The 20,746-nt window shown below is 71.7% G+C and carries 18 protein-coding genes and 1 tRNA gene; 7 read left to right on the top strand and 12 right to left on the bottom strand.

Features of this window, described 5'->3' with window-relative positions; all coding sequences use genetic code 11:
- Nucleotides 1–7: 7 nt before the first annotated feature.
- The 3 genes from FOZ74_RS10410 to FOZ74_RS10400 form a co-directional block, all read right to left on the bottom strand.
- Entirely contained in the window at nucleotides 8–1,339 is a 1,332-nt protein-coding gene (locus tag FOZ74_RS10410; protein WP_146913000.1) for an ATP-binding protein, read from the bottom strand.
- Nucleotides 1,336–1,992, bottom strand: a complete 657-nt coding sequence (locus FOZ74_RS10405) for a response regulator (RefSeq protein WP_146912999.1) — start codon at nucleotides 1,990–1,992, stop codon at nucleotides 1,336–1,338. Before FOZ74_RS10405 ends, FOZ74_RS10410 begins: the two co-directional genes overlap by 4 nt.
- 67 nt (nucleotides 1,993–2,059) lie before the next feature.
- Complete coding sequence (locus FOZ74_RS10400; RefSeq protein ID WP_146912998.1) at nucleotides 2,060–3,577, bottom strand: DegQ family serine endoprotease; 1,518 nt, start codon at nucleotides 3,575–3,577, stop codon at nucleotides 2,060–2,062.
- A gap of 211 nt (nucleotides 3,578–3,788) precedes the next feature.
- On the opposite strand from FOZ74_RS10400, the gene FOZ74_RS10395 reads away from it, so the two are divergent.
- The 3 genes from FOZ74_RS10395 to FOZ74_RS10385 all read left to right on the top strand — a co-directional run bounded on the left by FOZ74_RS10395 (nucleotide 3,789) and on the right by FOZ74_RS10385 (nucleotide 7,719).
- Nucleotides 3,789–4,982 carry a CaiB/BaiF CoA transferase family protein gene (locus tag FOZ74_RS10395; RefSeq protein ID WP_146912997.1) on the top strand — a complete coding sequence of 398 codons (1,194 nt, stop codon included), beginning with the start codon at nucleotides 3,789–3,791 and terminating at the stop codon, nucleotides 4,980–4,982.
- 178 nt (nucleotides 4,983–5,160) lie between these two features.
- Nucleotides 5,161–5,526 (top strand): hypothetical protein, encoded by a 366-nt coding sequence (locus FOZ74_RS10390; RefSeq protein ID WP_146912996.1) that lies wholly within the window; start codon nucleotides 5,161–5,163, stop codon nucleotides 5,524–5,526.
- Nucleotides 5,527–5,652: 126 nt separating this feature from the next.
- Complete coding sequence (locus FOZ74_RS10385; RefSeq protein WP_146912995.1) at nucleotides 5,653–7,719, top strand: TonB-dependent receptor domain-containing protein; 2,067 nt, start codon at nucleotides 5,653–5,655, stop codon at nucleotides 7,717–7,719.
- A 115-nt stretch (nucleotides 7,720–7,834) separates the two neighbouring features.
- Here FOZ74_RS10385 and FOZ74_RS10380 read toward each other — a convergent pair.
- Both FOZ74_RS10380 and serS read right to left on the bottom strand, forming a co-directional pair.
- Nucleotides 7,835–7,924 (bottom strand) — tRNA-Ser (locus tag FOZ74_RS10380).
- Between the two features lie 32 nt (nucleotides 7,925–7,956).
- Nucleotides 7,957–9,273 (bottom strand): serine--tRNA ligase, encoded by a 1,317-nt coding sequence (gene serS, locus FOZ74_RS10375; protein WP_146912994.1) that lies wholly within the window; start codon nucleotides 9,271–9,273, stop codon nucleotides 7,957–7,959.
- Between the two features lie 159 nt (nucleotides 9,274–9,432).
- On the opposite strand from serS, the gene FOZ74_RS10370 reads away from it, so the two are divergent.
- A complete protein-coding gene (locus FOZ74_RS10370) occupies nucleotides 9,433–10,098 on the top strand; it encodes a CBS domain-containing protein (RefSeq protein WP_146912993.1) in 666 nt (221 codons plus the stop codon).
- 28 nt (nucleotides 10,099–10,126) lie between these two features.
- Here the strand turns inward: FOZ74_RS10370 and FOZ74_RS10365 are convergent, their stop codons facing one another.
- The 3 genes from FOZ74_RS10365 to FOZ74_RS10355 form a co-directional block, all read right to left on the bottom strand.
- On the bottom strand, nucleotides 10,127–11,431 hold the full coding sequence (locus tag FOZ74_RS10365) for a hemolysin family protein (RefSeq protein ID WP_146912992.1): 1,305 nt from the start codon (nucleotides 11,429–11,431) through the stop codon (nucleotides 10,127–10,129).
- A gap of 412 nt (nucleotides 11,432–11,843) precedes the next feature.
- Complete coding sequence (gene ispH / locus FOZ74_RS10360) at nucleotides 11,844–12,839, bottom strand: 4-hydroxy-3-methylbut-2-enyl diphosphate reductase (protein ID WP_186764578.1); 996 nt, start codon at nucleotides 12,837–12,839, stop codon at nucleotides 11,844–11,846.
- A gap of 2 nt (nucleotides 12,840–12,841) precedes the next feature.
- The gene (locus FOZ74_RS10355) at nucleotides 12,842–13,312 is read right to left on the bottom strand and encodes an FKBP-type peptidyl-prolyl cis-trans isomerase (RefSeq protein WP_146912990.1); all 471 of its coding nucleotides are present in this window, start codon (nucleotides 13,310–13,312) and stop codon (nucleotides 12,842–12,844) included.
- Nucleotides 13,313–13,370: 58 nt separating this feature from the next.
- On the opposite strand from FOZ74_RS10355, the gene radC reads away from it, so the two are divergent.
- The 3 genes from radC to FOZ74_RS10340 are packed head-to-tail and all read left to right on the top strand — an operon-like array spanning nucleotide 13,371 to nucleotide 15,894.
- Nucleotides 13,371–14,081 carry a RadC family protein gene (gene radC / locus FOZ74_RS10350; protein WP_146914171.1) on the top strand — a complete coding sequence of 237 codons (711 nt, stop codon included), beginning with the start codon at nucleotides 13,371–13,373 and terminating at the stop codon, nucleotides 14,079–14,081.
- On the top strand, nucleotides 14,081–15,238 hold the full coding sequence (locus FOZ74_RS10345; RefSeq protein ID WP_186764577.1) for an esterase-like activity of phytase family protein: 1,158 nt from the start codon (nucleotides 14,081–14,083) through the stop codon (nucleotides 15,236–15,238). The genes radC and FOZ74_RS10345 overlap by 1 nt, the downstream gene beginning before the upstream one ends.
- Before the next feature lie 20 nt (nucleotides 15,239–15,258).
- A complete protein-coding gene (locus tag FOZ74_RS10340; protein WP_146914172.1) occupies nucleotides 15,259–15,894 on the top strand; it encodes a Smr/MutS family protein in 636 nt (211 codons plus the stop codon).
- 101 nt (nucleotides 15,895–15,995) lie between these two features.
- On the opposite strand, the gene FOZ74_RS10335 is transcribed toward FOZ74_RS10340, so the two are convergent.
- The 4 genes from FOZ74_RS10335 to FOZ74_RS10320 all read right to left on the bottom strand — a co-directional run bounded on the left by FOZ74_RS10335 (nucleotide 15,996) and on the right by FOZ74_RS10320 (nucleotide 20,638).
- Complete coding sequence (locus FOZ74_RS10335) at nucleotides 15,996–17,099, bottom strand: M48 family metalloprotease (RefSeq protein ID WP_146912988.1); 1,104 nt, start codon at nucleotides 17,097–17,099, stop codon at nucleotides 15,996–15,998.
- 24 nt (nucleotides 17,100–17,123) lie between these two features.
- Entirely contained in the window at nucleotides 17,124–17,717 is a 594-nt protein-coding gene (locus tag FOZ74_RS10330; RefSeq protein ID WP_146912987.1) for a LemA family protein, read from the bottom strand.
- 90 nt (nucleotides 17,718–17,807) lie between these two features.
- On the bottom strand, nucleotides 17,808–18,071 hold the full coding sequence (locus FOZ74_RS10325) for a hypothetical protein (protein WP_146912986.1): 264 nt from the start codon (nucleotides 18,069–18,071) through the stop codon (nucleotides 17,808–17,810).
- A gap of 14 nt (nucleotides 18,072–18,085) precedes the next feature.
- The gene (locus FOZ74_RS10320) at nucleotides 18,086–20,638 is read right to left on the bottom strand and encodes an ABC transporter permease (RefSeq protein ID WP_146912985.1); all 2,553 of its coding nucleotides are present in this window, start codon (nucleotides 20,636–20,638) and stop codon (nucleotides 18,086–18,088) included.
- Between the last annotated feature and the right edge of the window lie 108 nt (nucleotides 20,639–20,746).

Here is a 20,746-nt window from a genome sequence, read left to right as displayed (position 1 = left end):
GGCGACGCTAGGCAAACGCCAGGCACACGCACAGCCCGCCCAGGCGCTCGGAGCGCCCAAGCCTCAGCCGCGCACCGTGGCGCTGGGCCACCGCCTGCACGATGGCCAGGCCCAGGCCGCTGCCCGGCGCCTGAGGCGCGCTGTGGGGCGAGCGGTAAAAGCGCCCCAGCACGCGCTCGCGCTCGGCCTCGGGAATGCCGGGGCCGCTGTCTTCCACGCGCAGCTGCACCGCCGCGCCGTCGCAGGCCAGCACCACGTCCACGCGCCCGCCCTCGGGGGTGTATTTGATGGCGTTGTCCAGCAGGTTGCGCAGCAGCAGGCGCAGCTCTTCGGCCACGCCTTGCACCGGGCAGGCAGCTGGCGCGGGTTGGGCAAGCCCGGCGTCGATGCCGCGCGCCTGGGCGCTGGCGGCCACGTCGGCCAGGGCCAGGCGGGCCACCTGCAGCAGATCGACCGGCGCCATGGCCCCAGCCGCGGCCTCCTGGCGCGCCAGCACCAGCAACTGCTCCAGCAGCCGCGCGGCGCGGTCGATGCCGGCTTCGAGCCGGGCCACGGCGCGCTCGCGCGTGGGCGCGTCGCCAGCGCGGCGCAGGCCCTGGGCCTGCAGCTTGAGCGCGGCCAGGGGCGAGCGCAGCTCGTGCGCGGCGTCGGCCACGAAGTCCTGCTGCGCGGCGAAGGCCCGGCGCACGCGCTCGAACAAGGCGTTGAGCTCATCGACCAGCGGCTGCACCTCGGCGGGCAGATCGGCCGCGTGCAGCGCGGACAGGTCCTGGGGCTGGCGCCGCGCCACCTGGGAGCGCACGCGCTCCACCGGCACGAACAAGCGCCCGAGCAGCCACCACACGGCCAGCGCCAGCAGCGGCGCCATCACCGCCAGCGGCAGCAGCGAACGCCAGGCCAGGCCGCGCGCCATCTTGCGCCGCACCGCCAGGTCCTGCGCCACCTGGATGACCTGCGAGCGCGTCTGCAGCGAGAACACGCGGTAGCTCCTGCCGTGGGCGCGCACGTCCTGAAAGCCCAGCACCGCGCGCTGGGGCAGCAGGTCGCCCAGGGCGGATTCAAAGATGCGCAGGCCCTCGTTGGTCCAGACCTGCACGATGAACTCGTTGTTCGCGTATTCCGGGCGCGGGCGGCCCATGCCCTTGGCGTCCGCGGGCAGGCCGGCGCGCAGCGCAAACGCCGTCTGCTGCATGTGGTAGTCGAACAAGGCGTCCGCCTCACCCAGCGCGGTTTTGTAGGCAAAAAGGCCTTGAACGCCCGCCGTCACTGCGATGGCAGCTATCAAGACGATGAGCAACCGCAGGCGCAGCGATTGCGGCAGGCGCCAGCGCGGACTCATTTGGGCACCATGTAGCCCACGCCGCGCACGTTCAGCACCAGCGCCGCGCCCAGCTTCTTGCGCAGGCCGTGGATGAAGACTTCCACCGCGTTGCTGCCTATCTCTTCGCCCCAGCCGTAGAGCTTGTCTTCCAGCTGCTGGCGCGAGAGCACCATGCCGGGGCGGGCAATCAGGGGCTCCAGCACCGCCCATTCGCGCGCCGAGAGCACCACCGGCCGGCCCTGCACCGTGGCCTCGCGCGTGGCCGGGTTGATGGCCACGCCCTTGTGCTCGTAGACCGGCTCGGCGCGCCCGGCGGCGCGGCGCAGCAGCGCGCGGATGCGCGCCAGCAGCTCATCGAGGTCATAGGGCTTGAGCACGTAGTCGTCCGCGCCCGCGTCCAGCCCCTCGATGCGCTGGGCCACGCCGTCGCGCGCGGTGGCGATCAGCACCGGCGTGCGGTCGCGCCGCGCACGCAGTGCGCGCAGCACCGCCAGGCCATCGCGCCCGGGCAGTCCCAGGTCCAGCAGCACCAGGTCGTAGCCCTGGGCGGCCAGCGCGGCATCGGCCTGGCGGCCGTCGCGCACCCAGTCCACCGCATAGCCCTGGGCGCGCAGCAGGTCGTGCACGGCTTCGCCGATCATGGCGTCGTCTTCCACAAGCAAAAGGCGCATGGGCGTCAGGATAAGACAAGGGACGGCGCGCCCGCGCGCGGCCCCTGCGCGCCAGGGGCCGGGCGGCTCAGCCGACGTTCACCGGCACGAAGATGCGGCTGCCATCGCGCTCGATCAGCAGCGCCACCGACTTGCCCGCCTTCTGCATGGCGGCGCGCACCTCGGACATGCTCTTGACCGGCGTGCCGTTGATGGCCAGCAGCACGTCGCCGCCCTGCACCCCGGCCAGTGCGGCCGGGCCGCGCGCCTGGGCGATGACCATGCCCTGGTCCACGCCCGCGGCCTGCGCCTCTTCGGGCTGCAGCGGGCGCAGCATCAGGCCAAGCTGGCCCTTGCCCAGCGCTTCGTCGGCGCGCGCGCTGGCCACGCCCTTGTCGCCGGCGTTGCCCAGCGTGGCCACGAGCGTGCGCGCCTTGCCGTCGCGCCAGACTTCGAGCTGCACCTTCTGCCCCGGCAGCGACTGGCCGATGTAGGCGGGCAAGTCGCCCGAGGTGACGATGGGCTCGTCGTTGATCTTCAGGATCACGTCCCCGCTCTTGAGGCCCGCCTTGGCCGCCGGGCCGTCCTCATCCACATTGGCCACCAGCGCGCCTTCGGGCTTGGCGAGCTTGAAGGAATTGGCAAAGGTCTGGTTCACGCCCTGCACCGTCACGCCCAGGCGCGCGTGCTCCACCTTGCCGGTCTTGACGATCTGCTGCTCCACGTGCTGCGCCACCTCGATCGGGATGGCAAACGACACGCCCTGGTAGCCCCCGGTGCGGCTGTAGATCTGCGAGTTGATGCCCACCACCTCGCCGCGCGTGTTGAACAGCGGCCCACCCGAGTTGCCCGGGTTCACGGCGGCATCGGTCTGGATGAAGGGCACGTAGCTGTCGTCGGGCAGGCTGCGGCCCTTGGCGCTGACCACGCCCGCGGTCACCGTGTTCTCGAAGCCGAAGGGCGAGCCGATCGCCAGCACCCACTCACCCACCTTCAGGTCGGCGGAGTTGCCCAGCTTGACCGTGGGCAAGTCCTTGGCGTCGATCTTGAGCACCGCGATGTCGGTCTTGGGGTCGCTGCCCAGCACCTTGGCCTGGAACTCGCGCCGGTCGGTGAGCTTGACCGTCACGCGGTCCGCGCCCTTGACCACGTGGGCATTGGTCAGCACCAGGCCGTCGGCGTCGATGATGAAGCCCGAGCCCTCGCCACGCATGGGCTGGGGCTGCATCTGCGGGCCGCGCAGGGCGCCGCCGGGTATGCCGAAGTGGCGAAAGAACGGCGCAAACGGGTCGTCGGGGTCGATCTGCGGGCCACGGCGCGCAGGCGCGCCGTCGTCCTCATCGTCCGAGACCTTGCGCACGCCGCTCACGCTGATGTTGACCACCGCCGCGCCATAGCGCTGGGTGATCCGGGAAAAGTCCGGCAGCGTGACCAGCGGCGGCGCGGCCTGCGGCGCACCGGCCGTTGCGCCCGCCACCGGCACATTGCCGAAGGAAAACGCGTGCGCGTCGCGCGCCGTCACCAGCCCGGCGCCCGTGGCGCCGAGCGCGCCGGCCGCAAGCAGCGCCACCACCAGGCGGCGCGGAGTGGAAATCAAGCGGTTCATGGTTTGCCCTTCCTTGGGAGATTGCTTCAATGCAAGGGCAGTGTGGACAAGCGCGCTTAGCGGAAACTTAAGCGCTGGCAGCAACAGCAGGCAGATGGACTAGGATTTGCATAGCGTCTTGCGCTCGCCACATAAGCATTTCAAATACAAAACACCCCCAATCTCTTTCACCACCAGCGCATACAGCTCTGTTTTTTGAAGATTCCCTTCCATGACGAAGACGCAGACCCGGCCCCGCCCGCTCGACGGCATCACCATCGTCTCGCTGGAACACGCGGTCGCCGCGCCCTTTGCCACGCGCCAGCTGGCCGACCTGGGCGCACGCGTCATCAAGGTGGAGCGCCCCGGCAGCGGCGACTTTGCGCGCGGCTACGACCAGCGCGTGCGCGGCCTGTCGTCGCACTTCACCTGGATCAACCGCAGCAAGGAAAGCCTGGCGCTGAACCTGAAGCAAGCCCAGGCCAGGGCCGCACTGATGCAGCTCCTGCAAACCGCCGACGTGCTGGTGCAGAACCTTGCGCCCGGCGCGACGGCGCGCATGGGCCTGTCGTACGACGCCTTGAAGGCGCACAACCCCAGGCTCATCGTCTGCGACATCTCCGGCTACGGGCAGGACGGCCCCTGGCGCGACAAGAAGGCCTACGACCTGCTGATCCAGAGCGAAGCCGCCTTCCTGTCCGTCACCGGCACGCCCGAAGCCCCCGTCAAGGCCGGCATCTCCGTGGCCGACATCGCCGCGGGCATGTACGCGTACAGCAGCGTGCTCTCGGCCCTGCTGCTGCGCGGCAGGACCGGCGAAGGCAGCCACATCGACGTCTCCATGCTCGAAGCCATGGCCGAATGGATGGGCTACCCGCTGTACTACGCCTTCGACGGCGCGCCGCCCCCGCCGCGCACCGGCGCATCGCACGCCAGCATCTACCCCTACGGCCCCTTCACCGCGGGCGACGGCGCCAGCCTCATCCTGGGCGTGCAAAACGAGCGCGAATGGCAGGCCTTCTGCGAAGGCGTGCTGCAGCGCCCGGAACTCGCCCGCGACCCGCGCTTTGCGGGCAGCAGCCAGCGCAACACCCACCGCGCCGAGCTGCAGGCGCTGATCGCGCAAAGCTTCGGCCGCCTGAGCGCCGCCGAACTCGCCCAGCGCCTGGACACCGCCGGCATCGCCCACGCCCGCGTCAACGACCTGGCCGGCCTGTGGGCCCACCCCCAGCTTGCCGCCCGCCAGCGCTGGCGCGAGGTCGGCTCCCCCGTCGGCCCCCTGCCCGCGCTGCTGCCGCCCGGCGCCAGCAACGCCTTCAGCTGCCGCATGGACCCCATCCCCGCCGTCGGCCAGCACACCCGCGCCATCCTGGCCGAACTGGGCTGGAGCGAGGAGCAGATCACCCGGCTGCAGGCGCAAAGCTGAACGCGGCGGCGCCGCCGGCATGCGCCAAACAAAAGCCTTGCAGGTGCTGTGCCTGCAAGGCTTTGCGGGTACGGGATGCGGCTGCCCACCGGCGGTCCCGAATTCAGCACCTGATGGAAGATCCTTGCCAGTCGGCGCCGGCAGGCCGCGCGCAGGGCGTTATCCTGCGGCCTTCGCCATGCTGCCCGCACACGCCCCTCGCCGCCATGCCCTGGCCCGTCGCATCGGGCTGTGGTGGCTGCTGCTTGCGCTGGTGCTTGCCCCCGCGCTGGCGGGCATGCACCGCGTGCTGCACCTGCCCACGGCCCCGGCGGGCAGCGTGCAGCAGCATGGCGGCGCGCACGGACTGGGCGCGCTGTTCGCAGGGCATTCCGCGTCCGACTGCCAGCTGCTCAACCAGTTGGCCCACGGCAGTGCGCCCGGCGCCTCCTGGGCCCTGCCCGTCACGGCTGCGCTGCCCGCATACCCTGCCGCGGCGCCCGTGCAGGCAGCGCTGCCACGCGCTCCGCTGCCCTTCCTGGCGCGCGCGCCGCCCCTGGCCTGAGTTCATCCTTTCGATAGCTGCCAGCGCTTGCTCCGCAAGCGCTGGCAGCCATTTTTTGCCGTGGCCGCCTGCTGGCCCACGGCGCTGCCGCGGTCGTGCGCCGCGGCCCACTCAGGAACCCTTTACATGCCTTGCTTTATCTCTCTGGGCGCCCGGCTGCGGCTGGCCGCCCTCGCCGGCGCACTGCTGGCCGGCACCCCGGCGCGGGCCCAGACAGCCGCGCCCGACGACGCCCCTACCCTGCTGCCCGAGGTCAACGTCTCGGCCAGCGGCCTGCAACTGGGCAGCAGCGACATGGCCACGCCCGTGAGCGTGCTCGAAGGCGACGAGCTCGTGCGCCGCCGCGCCGCCACGCTGGGCGAGACGCTGGACGGCGAACCCGGCATCCAGTCCACGCACTTCGGCGCGGGCGCGAGCCGCCCGGTGATCCGCGGCATGGACGGACCGCGCGTGCAAGTGCTCTCCGACGGCTCCGAGCTGCAGGACGCCTCCACCGTCAGCCCCGACCACGCGGTGGTGTCCGAGCCCCTGCTGGCGCGCCAGATCGAGGTGCTGCGCGGCCCCTCGGCCTTGATCCATGGCGGGGGCGCCATCGGCGGCGTGGTCAACGTGCTCGACGACAAGATCCCCACGGCCATCCCCGAAAAGGGCTACGAGGGCAGCGTCGAGCTGCGCGGCGCCAGCGGCGCGCGCGAGCAGACCGGCGCGCTGCAGCTCACCGGCGGCGCTGGCCACGTGGCCGTGCACGTCGAAGGCCTGGCGCGCGATGCGAGCGACTACCGCGTGGGCAGCGGCTGGAGCGGCGGCGCCGCGGTGCCCGGCAGCTTCAACCGCAGCGACGCGGGCAGCGTCGGCCTGTCCTGGATCGCCGACCGGGGCTACCTGGGCCTGGCTTATACGCGCCAGGGCGCACGCTACGGCCTGCCCGGGCACAACCACGGCTTCGAGGGCTGCCATGCCCACGGCGACCACCTGCATTGCGGCGACGACGGCCACGACCACGGCGGAGCGGACGAGCCGGAGCACGGCGCAAACGACGTGCCCGTGGTGGACCTGCGCAGCGGCCGCTGGGACCTGCGCGGCGAACTGCGCCGCCCCTTCGCCGGCGCCGAAGCCCTGCGCCTGCGCGCCAGCAGCACCGACTACCGCCACGACGAGGTGGAGGACGGCAGCATCGCCACCACCTTCCGCAACAAGGCGCACGACCTGCGCGTGGAACTGCAGCACGCGCCATTGGCGGGCTGGCGCGGCGTGCTCGGCGTGCAGGCGATGCAGCGGCGCTTCAGCGCCGAAGGCGAGGAAGCCTACGTGCAGCCCACCGAAACGCGCCGCGCCAGTCTCTTCATGCTGGAAGAAACCCAATGGCGGCAATGGCGCTTCAGCGCCGCGCTGCGCCATGAACGCCAGACGGTAGACGCGCTGGAATCAGGGCTGCGCAGCAGCCTGGGCGGCAGCTCGGTCGCGCTGGGGGCGGTATGGAAGTTCACGCCCGGCTACCAGCTTTCGGTCTCGCTCACCCATGCGCGGCGCATGCCCACGGCCGAGGAGCTCTATGCCAAGGGCCTGCACATGGCCACCAGCACCTATGAACGTGGCAACCCGGCGCTGCGGCCCGAGCAGGCGCGCTCCATCGATTTCGGGCTGCGCAAGACCGCTGGCGACACCACCTTTGCCGTGAGCCTGTACCGCAACCGCGTGAAGGACTATATCTACGGCCGCACGCTGGACGTGCTCGACGGCCTGCAGCTGCTGCAATACAGCCAGCAGGATGCGAGCTTCACCGGCATGGAGGCACAGCTGCGCCAGCGGCTCAACCGCTACCTGGGCGTGACGCTCTTCGGCGACCTGGTACGCGCGCAGCTGGCGGGCGGCGCGATGCTCGCGCGCATTCCCGCCGCGCGCGCCGGCCTGCGCCTGGATGGCGCCTGGCAGGGCTGGGACGGCCAGATCGAGTGGGTGCAGGTGATGCGCCAGAACCGCATCGCCGAGTTCGAGACCGCCACCCCCGGCTACGGCATGCTCAATGTCGGCGCCACCTACAACGGCCGCTTCGGCGACGGCACGCCCTGGCAGTTCTACGTGCGCGCGGGCAATCTGACCAACCGGCTGGCCTGGGCCCACACCTCGTTCATCAAGAACGCGGCGCCGCTCATGGGGCGCAACATCGTGGTGGGCATGCGCGTGCCGTTCTGAAACCCCGGCCCCGGGTGCGGCGCAGCCGCGTCCCGCCCGTCGCCGGCGCCACAAGGCGGCTCACGCGCAAAACAAAAGCCTTGCAGGCTCGGCACCTGCAAGGCTTTGCGGACTCTGGCGGAGAGGGTGGGATTCGAACCCACGGTACGCTTGCACGTACGCCTGATTTCGAGTCAGGTACATTCGACCACTCTGCCACCTCTCCGCGACTCGAACCGGCGATTGTAGCGGGGATTTTCAGGGTGCCAGCCGCGCGAGTCCGCCCATGTAGGGGCGCAGTACTTCGGGGATGGTGATGCTCCCGTCCGCCTGCTGGTAGTTCTCCATCACCGCCACCAGCGCGCGGCCGACGGCCACGCCCGAGCCGTTCAAAGTGTGCACCAGCTCGTTCTTGCCCTGGGCGTTCTTGAAGCGCGCCTGCATGCGCCGCGCCTGGAAGGCTTCGCAGTTGCTCACCGAGCTGATCTCGCGGTAGGTGTCCTGCGCGGGCAGCCACACCTCCAGGTCGTAGGTCTTGGCGGCGCCAAAGCCCATGTCGCCGGTGCTCAGGCTCACCACGCGGTAAGGCAGGCCCAGGCGCTGCAGGATGGTTTCGGCGTGGCCGGTCATCTGCTCCAGCACCTCGTAGCTTTGCTCGGGGTGCACGATCTGCACCATCTCCACCTTGTCGAACTGGTGCTGGCGGATCATGCCGCGCGTGTCGCGCCCGTAGCTGCCGGCTTCGGAGCGAAAGCAGGGCGTGTGCGCGGTCAGGCGGATGGGCAGTTCGGACTCGGGCACCACCACGTCGCGCAGGAAGTTGGTCAGCGGCACTTCGGCGGTGGGGATGAGGTAGAGCTGGGCATGGTCGGGCACGGGCTCGGCGTCCTGCCCGCCCTTGTGCGCGGCAAACAGATCGCCCTCGAACTTGGGCAGCTGGCCGGTGCCGCGCAGGGTGTCGGCGTTGACGATGTAGGGCACGTAGCATTCGGTGTAGCCGTGCTCGGCGGTGTGCACGTCCAGCATGAACTGCGCCAGCGCCCGGTGCAGGCGCGCGATGGCGCCCTGCATGACCGCAAAGCGCGGGCCGGTGAGCTTGGTGGCCAGGTTGAAGTCCAGGCCCAGCGGTGCGCCCAGGTCCACGTGGTCCTTGACCGCGAAGTCGAAGTTGCGCGGCGTGCCCCAGCGGCGCACTTCCACGTTGGCCGATTCGTCCGCGCCCACGGGCACGCTCTCATGCGGCAGGTTGGGCACGGCGGCCAGCATGGCCTGCAGCGCATGCTGGATCTGCTCCAGGCGCGCGGCGGACGTATCGAGCTCGCCCTTGAGAGCACCGACCTCGGCCTTGGCCGCCTCGGCCGCGTCCTTGTCGCCCTGGCCCATGAGCTGGCCGATCTGTTTGGACAGGCGGTTGCGCGTGGATTGCAGCTCTTCGGTGCGCGTCTGGATGGCCTTGCGTTCGGCCTCCAGCGCCTGGAAGGCCGGCACGTCGAGCCAGGGCTGGGGGGTCTTGCGGGTTTGCAGGCGCGCGACAGCCGTGGCGAGGTCTTTGCGCAAAAGGAGAATGTCAAGCATAGTCTGGCGATTTTAGGGTGGCGCCGCGCCCGTCCATGCAAGGCGGCGCGCCCTGGATCGGCATGGGATGCAAGCCGGCTCGGGGGCGCGCGCAACGGGCGGACGCGGCCTTGTTTCGGCGGGCGGACGCCGGCCCGCGCGGGCCGGGAGGGTGGCGCGATGTTCTTCGTTTTCGGCCCGACGGGGCGCGTGCTGCGCGGCGATGCGGACGCGGTCTCGCGGTTCGGGCTGGTCAAGCGCGTGGGGCGCCCGCAGGCGCTGCGCACGCGGGTCGGGCAGGAGCAGGCTCCGGCTTTTTCGGCCGGCGAAGCCGCCGCGCGCGAAGGGCCGGCGAGCCGCCCCGCGCCCATCCTGGCCTACGAGGAAACCGCCGCCGGCCCCGGTGCGCAGCGCCGCGTACTGCGCCACGTGAGCGACGTGATGACGCGCGGCGCCATCACCGTCAGCCCCGGCGCGCGGGTGAACGATGCCTGGCAGACCATGGCCCAGCATGGCGTGGCCCAGGCGCCGGTGGTGGACGAGCAGGGTCAGCTGCTGGGTCTGCTGCTGCGCGCGGACATGGCGCCGCTGGACCTGCTGCCCGAACCCGGCGCGATCGAGCAGGCGATTGCGCTCGCGCGCCGGCCGGTGGCACAGGTGATGCTCAGCCCCGTGCCCGCGGTCTCGCCCGATACCGACCTGCGCCGCGTGGCGCGGGTCTTCCTGGACACCGGGCTGCCGGGCCTTCCGGTGACCGACGAAGCCGGGCACTGCACCGGCTTCATCTCGCGCACCGACATCCTGCAGGCCCTGGTGGCCGACCCGCCGCTGGATTTGTGGGGCTGAGGGCGCCCACGCCCGGCCGCCGGCGCGCTCAGGTGGCCGGCGAATCGACCGGCAGGCGTGAGGCCAGCACCTTGTCTATGGTCTTGCCGTCCATGTCCACGATCTCCAGGCGCCAGCCTTCCCACTGCACCACGTCGGTTTCGCTGGGCAGCTTGCCGGTCAGCAGCATCAGCATGCCGCTGAGCGTCTGGTAGTGGCCCCGGTCCTCTTCGGGCACGCTCGCCAGGCCCAGGCAGTCCTTGAGCTCGGGCACGGGAATGTGGCCGTCCAGCAGCCAGGAGCCGTCGGCACGCTGCACCGCCCAGGCGTCGCCCGGGTCGGGTGTCTGGAATTCGCCGGTGATCGCCTCCACCACGTCCGTCACGGTGACGATGCCCTGCACCTCGCCGTACTCGTCGACGACGAAGGCCATGTGCACCGCGGAGCTGCGAAAGTCGTGCAGCAGCTCCATGCCGTCTATGGTCTCGGGCACGTACAGCGGCGGCTGCAGCTGCTCGCCATCGAGCGCCTGCGCGGCCGGATCGCGCAGCACGCGGGTGAGCCACTGGCGCGCGCGCACCACGCCCAGGATGTGCTCCATGCCGCCGCGCACCACCGGAAAGTGCGCGTGGCTGGAGCGTTCGATCACCGAGAGGTTGTGCTCGAAGGGCGCGAGCACGTCCAGGAACACCACGTCCGAGCGCGGCACCATGAGCGAGCCGATCTGGCGCTCGTCCAGGCGAAAGACGTTGCGCACCATCTGGTGCTCGTGGCTCTCGATCACGCCGGCGGTGGTGCCTTCGGCCAGCATGGCGTGGATCTCGTCCTCGGTCACCGCCTCGCGCCCGGTGTGCACGCGCAGCAGGCGCAAGAGCGCCTCGGTGGAGACGGTCAGCAGCTTGACGAAGGGCTGCGTGGCGCGCGCCAGGCCGTTGATCGGCCGCGCCACCCAGCGCGCCACCAGCTCGGGCTGGCTCTGCCCCAGGCGCTTGGGCACGAGCTCGCCCACGACAATGGAAAAGTAGGTGATGACCACCACCGCCACGCCGAGCGCCAGATAGCCGGCGGTGGCCGGCTGCATGCCCAGCCGGATGAGCCAGGCGGCCAACGGCTGGGCCAGCGCCGATTCACCGACGATGCCGTTGAGCACGCCGATCGAGGTGATGCCGATCTGGATGGTGGAGAGAAAGCGCGTGGGGTCCTCGCCCAGGCGAACGGCGGCCAGCGCGCCCGCGTCGCCCTCGTCGATCAGCCGCTGCAGCCGGGCCCGGCGCGCGGATACCAGCGCCAGCTCGGACATGGCAAACAGCCCGTTGAGAAAGATGAGCGCAAGAAGAACGAGGATTTCAACCATGGAATCAGGGCCGGCGCGATGCCCTGATTGTGGGGCCAATCCTGTGGCGGGTTTCGGGTTTCAAGCCAAATCGGCCGCTAACGCTTTCGGGTATTGCGCATACAGCTATCAAAAAAATACCTCCCAGGGCACGCCACCACCTGTCCCCCTCTGGGAGAGGGCCGGGGTGGGGGCCTGCAGCCAGCCGCAACTTGCAACGCCCGCTGCCCCCATCCCCACCTTCCCCCAAAGGGGGAAGGAGCGGCGCCACGGTGGCCACCGGGTCTTGCGCTCTGGGTATTTCCCCCTCCCCCTCTGGGGGAGGGCTGGGGTGCGGGCCAGCAGCCAGCCACGGCTTGCAATGCCTGCAGCCCCCCGTCCCGGCCTTTCCCCAAAGGGGGAAGGAGCGGAAATACGGAGGCCGCGCAAGCCCTCAGGGCTGCGCGTCCTGCGCGCGCACATGCAGCGCCGAGCGCTCGGGCTCGGCGTCGCCCTCGAGCTTGAGGCCCTTGGGCAGCGGAAAGCGCATGTCCTCGGTCACGCCGTCCATGGTGCGCACCGTGACGCCGCTGATCTGCTTGATGCGCTCTATCACCTGCTGCACCAGGATTTCCGGGGCCGAGGCGCCTGCCGTGAGGCCGATGCGCGCCATGCCCTTGAACCAGGCGTCCTGCAGCTCGGAGGCAGAGTCCACCATGTAGGCCGGCGTGCCCATGCGTTTGGCCAGTTCCAGCAGGCGGTTGCTGTTGGAGCTGGTCTGGCTGCCGACGACGATGACCATCTGCACCTGCCGGGTGAGCAGCTTGACCGCGTCCTGGCGGTTTTGCGTGGCATAGCAGATGTCCTGCTGCTTGGGCTCGCGCACGGCCGGGAAGCGCGCGCGGATCGCGGCGGTGATCTCGCGCGCATCGTCCACCGACAGCGTGGTCTGCGTCACCAGCGCCAGTTTTTCCGTCTGGCGCGGCTGGATCTTGTTCACGTCGGACAGGTCCTGCACCAAGTAGATGCCGCCTTCCAGCTGCCCCATGGTGCCTTCCACCTCGGGGTGGCCGGCGTGGCCGATCATGATGAATTCATAGCCCTCGCGCGCGAGCTTGGCCACTTCCACGTGCACCTTGGTGACCAGCGGGCAGGTGGCGTCATAGACTTTCAGGCCGCGCTCCACCGCCTCCTGCTGCAGCGCGCGGCTCACGCCGTGGGCCGAGAAGATCACGATGGAGCCTTCGGGGATGCCCTCCAGCGTGTCGACGAAGATCGCGCCCTTGGCCTTGAGGTCGTTGACCACGTAGGTGTTGTGCACGATCTCGTGGCGCACGTAGATGGGGGCGCCGAACTTGATCAGCGCGCGCTCGACGATTTCGATGGCACGGTCCACGCCGGCGCAAAAGCCGCGCGGCTGCGCCAGCACGACTTCCTGGGGTAGGTTCACGCTCATAACACTCCGATGATCTGCACTTCAAAGGTGACGGGGCGACCCGCCAGCGGATGGTTGAAATCCACGCGCAGCGCGCCGTCTTCCCGCACCTGCAGCACCGCACCGGCGTAGGTGCCGTTGCCGTCGGGCGTGGCGAACTCCACCACCTCGCCCACATGGTATTCGTCCTCGGGGTCGCCCATCGCGTCGAGCAGCTTCTTGGCCACCCACTGCTGCATCTCGGGGTTGCGCTCGCCGAAGGCCTCGCCCGCGGGCACCTCGAAGGTGGCGCGCGCGCCCTCGGTCAAGCCGATCAGGCGCGCTTCCAGCGCGGGCGAGAGCTCGCCCGCGCCCACCGACAAGGTGGCCGGGCGGCTGCCGAAGGTGTTGATCACGTCGCCGGCCGGGCCGGCCAGGCGGTAGTGCAAGGTGAGGAAGGAACCGGGCTCGACCTTGGCAGGCTCGGCAGCGGCAGTGGAGTCGGTCATGGCGCAGGCTCTGGATAAACTGGCCGATTCTAAGAAGCACGCGCAAACCCCTACCGCCATGCCGCTCAAAGACCTGCCTGCCGACAGCCAGCCGCGCGAAAAGCTGCTGGCGCGCGGCGCCGCCGCGCTCACCGATGCCGAGCTGCTGGCGCTGCTGCTGCGCACCGGCATCCAGGGCAAGGGCGTGCTGCAGCTGGCGCAGGAGCTCCTGCAGCCCGCGCCGGCGGCCAACGGCGCAGGCCAGCGCGGCGGCTTTGGCGGCCTGAGCGGCTTGCTGGCCGCCTCCAGCGAGGACCTGGGGCGCATCAAGGGCCTGGGCCCGGCCAAGCGCGCCGAGCTGCTGGCGGTGATGGAGCTCGCGCGCCGCGCCCTGGCCGAACAGTTGCGCTCGCGCGCCGTGCTGGACACGCCGCAGGCGGTGCGCGAGTACCTGCAGCTGCACCTGGCACGCCAGCCGCACGAGGTCTTCGCCCTGCTGCTGCTGGACAGCCAGCACCGGCTGCTGGCCTACGAGGAGCTGTTTCGCGGCACGCTCACGCAGACCGCCGTCTACCCGCGCGAGGTGGTGTTGCGCGCCCTGCACCACGGCGCGGCCGCCGTGGTGCTCGCGCACAACCACCCCAGCGGCAGCCTCGCGCCCAGCCGCGCCGACGAAGCCCTGACGCAAACCCTCAAGAGCGCGCTGGCGCTGGTGGACGTGCGCGTGCTCGACCACATCATCGTGGCCACGGGCGGCGCGCTGTCCATGGCCGAGCGGGGCCTGGTGTGATGCGTTCGCGCCTGGCGGTGCTGGCGCTGGTGCTGGCGGGCTGCGCCTTTGCGCCGGCGCCGCCGCAGGCGCCCGCGCCACCGGCGCGCCTGCAGCTGATCGGCGTGGCCGAGCTGCCCACCGGCAGCGAATACGGCGGCACCACCGTGGGCGGGCTCTCGGGCATTGCCTACAGCGCGGCGCGCGACGAATACCTGCTGATCAGCGACGACCGCGGCAACGACGGGCCGGCGCGCGTCTACCGCGCCCGCATTGACATTGGCAAGGCGCCGCTCGCGCCGCCGCGCCTCACCGGCGTGCTGCACCCGCGCCATGCGGGCGGCGCGCCGTTCGCGCCCTGGTGGCGCCCCGCCGACGGCGTGGACCGGCCCGACGCCGAGGCCCTGCGCTGGCTGCCCGGCAGCCAGGCCTACGTCTGGAGCAGCGAGGGCGACTTTGCCCGGGGCTTTGGCCCGCGCGTGCGCATCAACCGGCTCGACGGCGGCTACCTGCGCGAGCTCGCGCTGCCCGCCGCGCTGCAGCCGGGCAAGGGCGAACAGGGCGCACGCGGCAACGCCGCGCTCGAGGGCCTGGCGCTCACGCCCGACGGGCGCACGCTGTGGCTTGCGATGGAGCTGCCGCTCAAGCAGGACGGACCGGCCGCCACGCCCCGGGACGCGGGCGCGCCGGTGCGCATCACCGCGCTGGACCTGGCCAGCGGCCGGCCGCTGCGCCAGATCGCCTACCCGCCAGAGCGCGTGCCGCTGCCGCGCCGCCTGCCCGGCCCGCAGCTCAACGGCGTGAGCGAAATCCTGATGGAGGACGCGCACCACATGCTGGTGCTCGAACGCTCCTACAGCGCCGGCGCGGGCTTTGGCGCGCGCCTGTACCGCATCGACACGCGAGGCGGCAGCGACACGCTGGGCGTGGACGCGCTTGCGCCGGGCGGCGCCTGGCAGCCCGTGCCCAAGCAGCTGCTGGCCGACCTGGGCGCGCTGGTGCCTGGGCTGGACAACATCGAAGGCATGGCCTGGGGAGCGCACCTGGCCGACGGCGGCTGCACGCTGGTGTTCGTCTCGGACAACAACTTCAACCCCGCGCAGACGACGCAGTTCATCGCTGCGCGCTACCTGGGGCCGCCCGGCGGCGCCAGCAACTGTCCGGAGCCGGCGCGGTGAAGGGGCCGCTGGCGCGCTCCATGGGCGAGCTCGGCCTGCTGCGCCGCGCGCTGCAGCACGCGCGCGAGCAGGAGGCGGCGCGCCAGCGCGCCCAGGAGCAGGCGCGCCAGCAGGCCTGGGCCGCGCAGCATCTGTTCGAGGCGGCGGTCGGCGAGGTCACGCCGCTCAAGAGCGGCGCCAAGCGCCACTGGAGCGCGCCGCCCGCGCCCGAACCCCGGCCCGTCCAGCGCGAGAAGGACGAGCGCCAGGTGCTGCAGGAATCGCTGAGCGACGAGTTCGACGTCTCCACGCTGCTGGACGTGGACGACCAGATGAGTTTTCGCCGCCCGGGCATAGGCCTGGACGTGACGCGCAAGCTGCGCGCCGGCTACTGGAGCCTGCAGGGCCAGCTCGACCTGCACGGCCTGCGCCAGGGTGAAGCACGCGAGGCGCTGGCCATGTTCATCCGCCTGTCGCACCGTGCGGGGCTGCGCTGCGTGCGCGTGGTCCATGGCAAGGGCCTGGGCTCGCCCGGCAAGACGCCGGTGCTCAAGGGCCGGGTGCAGGCCTGGCTGGCGCAAAAGCGCGAGGTGCTGGCCTTCGTACAGGCGCGGGCGGCCGAAGGCGGCGCCGGGGCCTTGGTGGTGCTGCTGCAGCCGAACCGGAAAAAATATTGAACAAATCCGCCTCCAGCCCTTTCCCAGACTGCGCTGGCAGCTATCGTTTGAGCAAAATCACCAGCCGCACCGCGGTGCGCTCCGGGGTGGCCGGGCTCTGCTCACCCGGCCTGCCTGCGGCGTGCGAATGGGTCGAACCGGGCGGCCAGCGGCAACGCGCCTGCGGGCGCGGCTTCGCGCTGCGCAGCCGGTTCGGGCGCGGCCGGCAGCGGCCGCACCGGCAGCGGCGGCATGGGGTGGCCGTAGATTGCGCGCACGCGCTCCCTGAGCGGCGGATGGCTGTCCAGGCGCTGCATCCAGCGGCGCTCGTCGGGCGCCTGCACCAAGAGCAGGTGCTGCAGCGCCGGATGCGCCAGGCCGCCGTAGTCCCGCATCAGCGAGCGCCGGCGGCGCTCCCCCTGTGCGCGCTGCGTCATCACCTTGCGCAGCACCTGGCCCAGGCCGTCGCGCGAGCGCGTCCACTGCACCGCGCGCGCATCCGCCAGGTGCTCGCGCTGGCGCGAGACCGCCGCCTTCAGCAGGCGCCCGGCCAGCCAGCCGGCGCTGCCCGCGAGCATGATGGCGCTGCCGAACCACCAGGCCAGGCCGCCGCGGTCGCGCACCGTGTCGCCGAAGTGGTAGATCAGCTCCAGCCCGTAGACCATGCCGATGAGCTGCATGTTCAGCCGCGTGTCGCCCTCGTGCAGGTGGCTGAGTTCGTGCGCCACCATGCCCTGCAGCTCTTCGCGGCTGAGGTAGTCCAGCGCCCCCTGGGTGACGGCGACGACCGCGTCGCCGGCGTCCCAGCCCGCGGCGAAGGCGTTGATGGCGTCGGCGCGCGGCATCACCATGACCTGCGGACGCGGCATCTGGGCGGCGATGCACAGCTCGTCGACCACGTTGCACAGGCGCTGCTCGGCGTGCGAGACGCCCGCTCGCGCCTCGCGCGCGCCGATGCGCCGGGCCAGCCTGGGGCCGCCGCCGCGCAGGTTGGAGGTCTCTATCCACCAGCCGCCCAGCACCAGCATCAGCGACACGCCGACGTTGGTGACGAGAAAACCCGCGGGAAACGGCAGGTGCACCGGCAGCACCCAGGCCATCAGCACCCAGGCCAGCGCCAGCGCCAGGTGCACGCCCAGCAACAGCAAGCCCACCGCCAGCGCGAACGCCAGCAGCAGGCGGCGCGTCTGCGCGCGTGCGGCGTCCTGCCGGTCCCAGAACTTCATGGCGCGTGGCGGTGCTCGGCGCGCCTAGAACTGCACCCGGGGCACCTCGCGCTCGGCCGGCCCCTGGGTGGAGCGCAGCATGGGCGCGCTGCCAAAACCGAACAGGCGCGCGACGATGAGCGCGGGGAACTGCCGGGCCGCGTCGTTGAATTCCAGCGCCTGATCGTTGTAGGCCTGGCGCGCAAAGCCGATGCGGTTTTCGGTGCTGGTCAGCTCTTCGGAGAGCTCGCGCATGGTGGCGTCGGCCTTGAGCTCGGGGTAGTTCTCGGTCAGCACCATCAGCCGCCCCAGGCTGCCGCCCAGCAGCCCCTCGGCCTGCGCCAGCGCCCCGATGCGCGCCGCGTCGCCGGGCGCGGCGCGCGCCGCGTCGGCCGCACCCACGGCCTGCGCGCGCGCCTGGATCACCGCTTGCAGCGTCGAGGCTTCGTGCTTGAGGTAGCCGCGCGCCACCTCCACCAGATTGGGCACGAGGTCGTGGCGGCGCTTGAGCTGCACGTCGATCTGTCCGAAGGCGTTGGCGATGCGGTTTCGCAGCACCACCAGCCGGTTGTAGGCGGCCACGGCCCAGACCAGCACCACCACCAGCAGCGCCAGCATTGCCCATCCCGTCTGCGTCATCGCGTCCTCCTAGCTCCGTCCTGCGTTGTTTTCGCTGCGCGCCGCGGGGGGCCGCTCCTGGCCGGGCCCGGCGCGTGCGCCGCGCCATTGTCACCCAGGGACCGGTCCCGGGGGCACGCAACCGGGGCGCAGGCGCACGCTGGCGTCCCAGTGCGCATCGGGCGCGCCGGCGCCGGCAAACTGCTGGTTGCGCGAATTCGAGCGCCACACGCCGCCGGGCCAGTTCAGGCGCGGCTCGGTGCGATACCAGAACCAGCGCCCGTCCGCATCCTGCGCCAGCCAGTTCCAGCCTTCGCCCTCGGGCGCATCGGCCCAGTCGGGCACGGCGCCCGCGGCGGGGATCGTCTCGTTCATCGTTCACCCCTTTTTTACTGCGCCGCCGCACGCAAGGTCTGCACCACCGGGCGGCGCAGCACCTCGCGCAGGCCCCACCAGCCCGCAAGCCACGCCAGCAGCGCGCCGGCCACGGCGCCGGCCAGCGGTATCCAGGGCGGCGCCGTCCAGGCGAAGTCGAACACCTTGAGCGCCAGCAGGCCGCCCAGCAGCATGGCCACGGCGCTGGCCAGCAGCCCGGCGAGCAGGCCCACGCCCAGCAGCTCGGCCCGCTGCACCTGGCGCAGCAGGCGCGCGCGCGCACCCATCGCCCGCATGATGGCAAATTCCCTTGTCCTTGCTTCGCGTGTGGCCGTCACCGCGGCAAACAGCACCAGCAGGCCGGCGGCGAGCGTGAAGGCGAAGAGGAATTCCACCGCGCGCACCACCTGCGCCAGCACCGCCTGCACCTGCGCCAGCGCCGCGCTCATGTCCACGTTGGTGACGTTGGGAAAGCGCCGCACCAGCGCGTTGTCGAAACCCGCCACGGCGGGCGCGCGGTAGGCCGCCAGGTAGGTGATGGGCAGCTCGGGCATGTCCGCCAGCGGGTAGAGCACGAAGAAATTGGCGCGCATCGTCGCCCAGTCCACCTTGCGCACGCTGGTGATGCGCACCTCGCTGTCCATGCCTGCTATGTCAAAGCGCAGCAGGTCGCCCAGCTTCAGGCCCAGGGTCTTGGCAATGCCCTCTTCCACGCTGACCGCGCCCGCCTCGCCCGGCGTCCAGCGCCCCGCGACGATGGGGTTGTGCTCCGGTGCCTGCAGCGTGTGCGAGAGGTTGAATTCGCGCTCCACCAGCCCGCGGGCGCGCTCGTCGGCGTAGTCGGCGGCGCTCACCGGCCGGCCGTTGATCGCCGCCAGCCGGCCGCGGAACATCGGATACCAGTCGTAGCGCTGCACGCCCGCGCCGGCCAGCAGCGCGCGAAAGTCCGCCGCCTGGTCGGGCTGGATGTTGATGACGAAGCGGTCGGGCGCATCGGCGGGCGTGGCCTGCTGCCAGCTGGCGATCAGGTCGGTGCGCAGCAGCACCAGCAGCACCAGCGCCAGCAGCCCCACCGCCAGGCTGCTGACCTGCACCACCGCATAGGCCGGGCGCGCGGCGATCTGGCGCGTGGCCAGCACCAGCCAGCGCGGCGCGCTGCCCTCGTGCACCGCCAGGCGCAGCGCCCCCACCGCCAGCCAGGCCAGCAGCGCGAACACCAGCACCGCGCCGGCAAAACCGCCCACGGCGATCAGCCCCAGGCGCCAGTCGCGGCTGACGATGAGCAAGAGCGCGGCAAAGCCGGCCACGCCCAGCAGCAGCACCGCGGCCGAGGCCGGCTTGATCGCGCCCACATCGCGGCGGATCACGCGCAGCGGCGGCACGCGCGCCAGCTGCAGCACCGGCGGCAGGCCGAAGGCCGCCAGCAGCGTCAGCCCCACGCCCAGGCCCAGCAGCGCCGGCCAGGCGCTGGCCGGTGGCAGACCGGCGGGCACCAGCGCCGCCAGCAGCCAGACGAAGACCCAGTGCACGCCCCAGCCCAGCGCCACGCCGGCGCAGCTCGCCAGCAGGCCGGCCAGCGCGAACTCCACCACGTAGGCGCCGGCGATGCGCCGCTGCGCCAGGCCCAGCACGCGCAACAGCGCGGCGCCGTCCAGGTGCTGCGCGGCAAAGGCGCGCGCGGCCAGCGCCACCGCCACGGCCGCCAGCAGCGCCGCCAGCAGCGCCACCAGGCTCAGGAACTGCTGGGCGCGCTCCAGCGTCTGGCGCATTTCGGGGCGCCCGCTCGCGAGCGTCTCCACGCGCACCCCGCGCACGCCCGCGGCCTTTGCCTGCTGCTCGGCCCAGGTGTCGTAGCGCGCCACCGCACGCGGCGCGCCCGCCACCGCATAGCGCCAGGTGATGCGGCTCGCGGGCTGGACCAGCGCGGTGGCGGGCAGGTCGGCGGCGTTCATCAGCACGCGCGGCGCGAAACCCATGAAGCCGCTGCCGCGGTCGGGCTCCAGCGTGATGACGCGCGCGATCACGAGGCGCGCATCACCGAGCCAGAGCGCGTCGCCCACGGCCAGCTCCAGCGCGCCAAGCAGCGGCGCGTCGACCCAGACCTCGCCGGGCGCGGGGATGTCGGTCGTCGCCTGGCCGGGCTGCTGCGGGTCGGGAGCGGTCTGCACCTGGCCGCGCAGGGGGTAGCCGGGCTCCACGCTCTTGAGCGCCACCAGGCGGCTGGCGCCGCCCTGGGCGTCGTCGGCGCGCGCCATGGTCGGAAAGCTCAGCGTCTGCACGCCCGCCAGGCCCAGCGCCTGCGCCTCGCGCACGAAGGCCTCGGGCGTGGCCTGGTCGCTCACGATCACCGCGTCGCCGCCGAGCAACTGCACCGCGTCGCGCTGCAGGCTGCCCTGCAGCCGGTCGGCAAAGAAGCCGACGGCGCTGAGCGCGGCCACCGCCAGCAGCACCGCCAGCATCAGCAGGCGCAACTCGCCTGCGCGCAGATCGCGGCGCAGCGCGCGCCAGCCCAGCAGCAGGGCACCGGGGGGACGGGCGTCGGCCCGGAGTGAAGGATGGTGTGGCATGGCTGTGATTGTCCCCAATGCGCGTCCGGTCATGCGCCCGCCGCGGGGGCTGTGGGAATATCTGCGCTGCCTTGTGCATCCAATGCCAGGAAAACAAAGCAGGAGGTC

The sequence above is a fragment of the Comamonas flocculans genome, assembly GCF_007954405.1.
Classification (GTDB): Bacteria; Pseudomonadota; Gammaproteobacteria; order Burkholderiales; family Burkholderiaceae_C; genus Comamonas_C; species Comamonas_C flocculans.
Note: the sequence above shows the minus strand (reverse complement) of the source record. Positions and strands in the feature narration are given on the sequence as shown.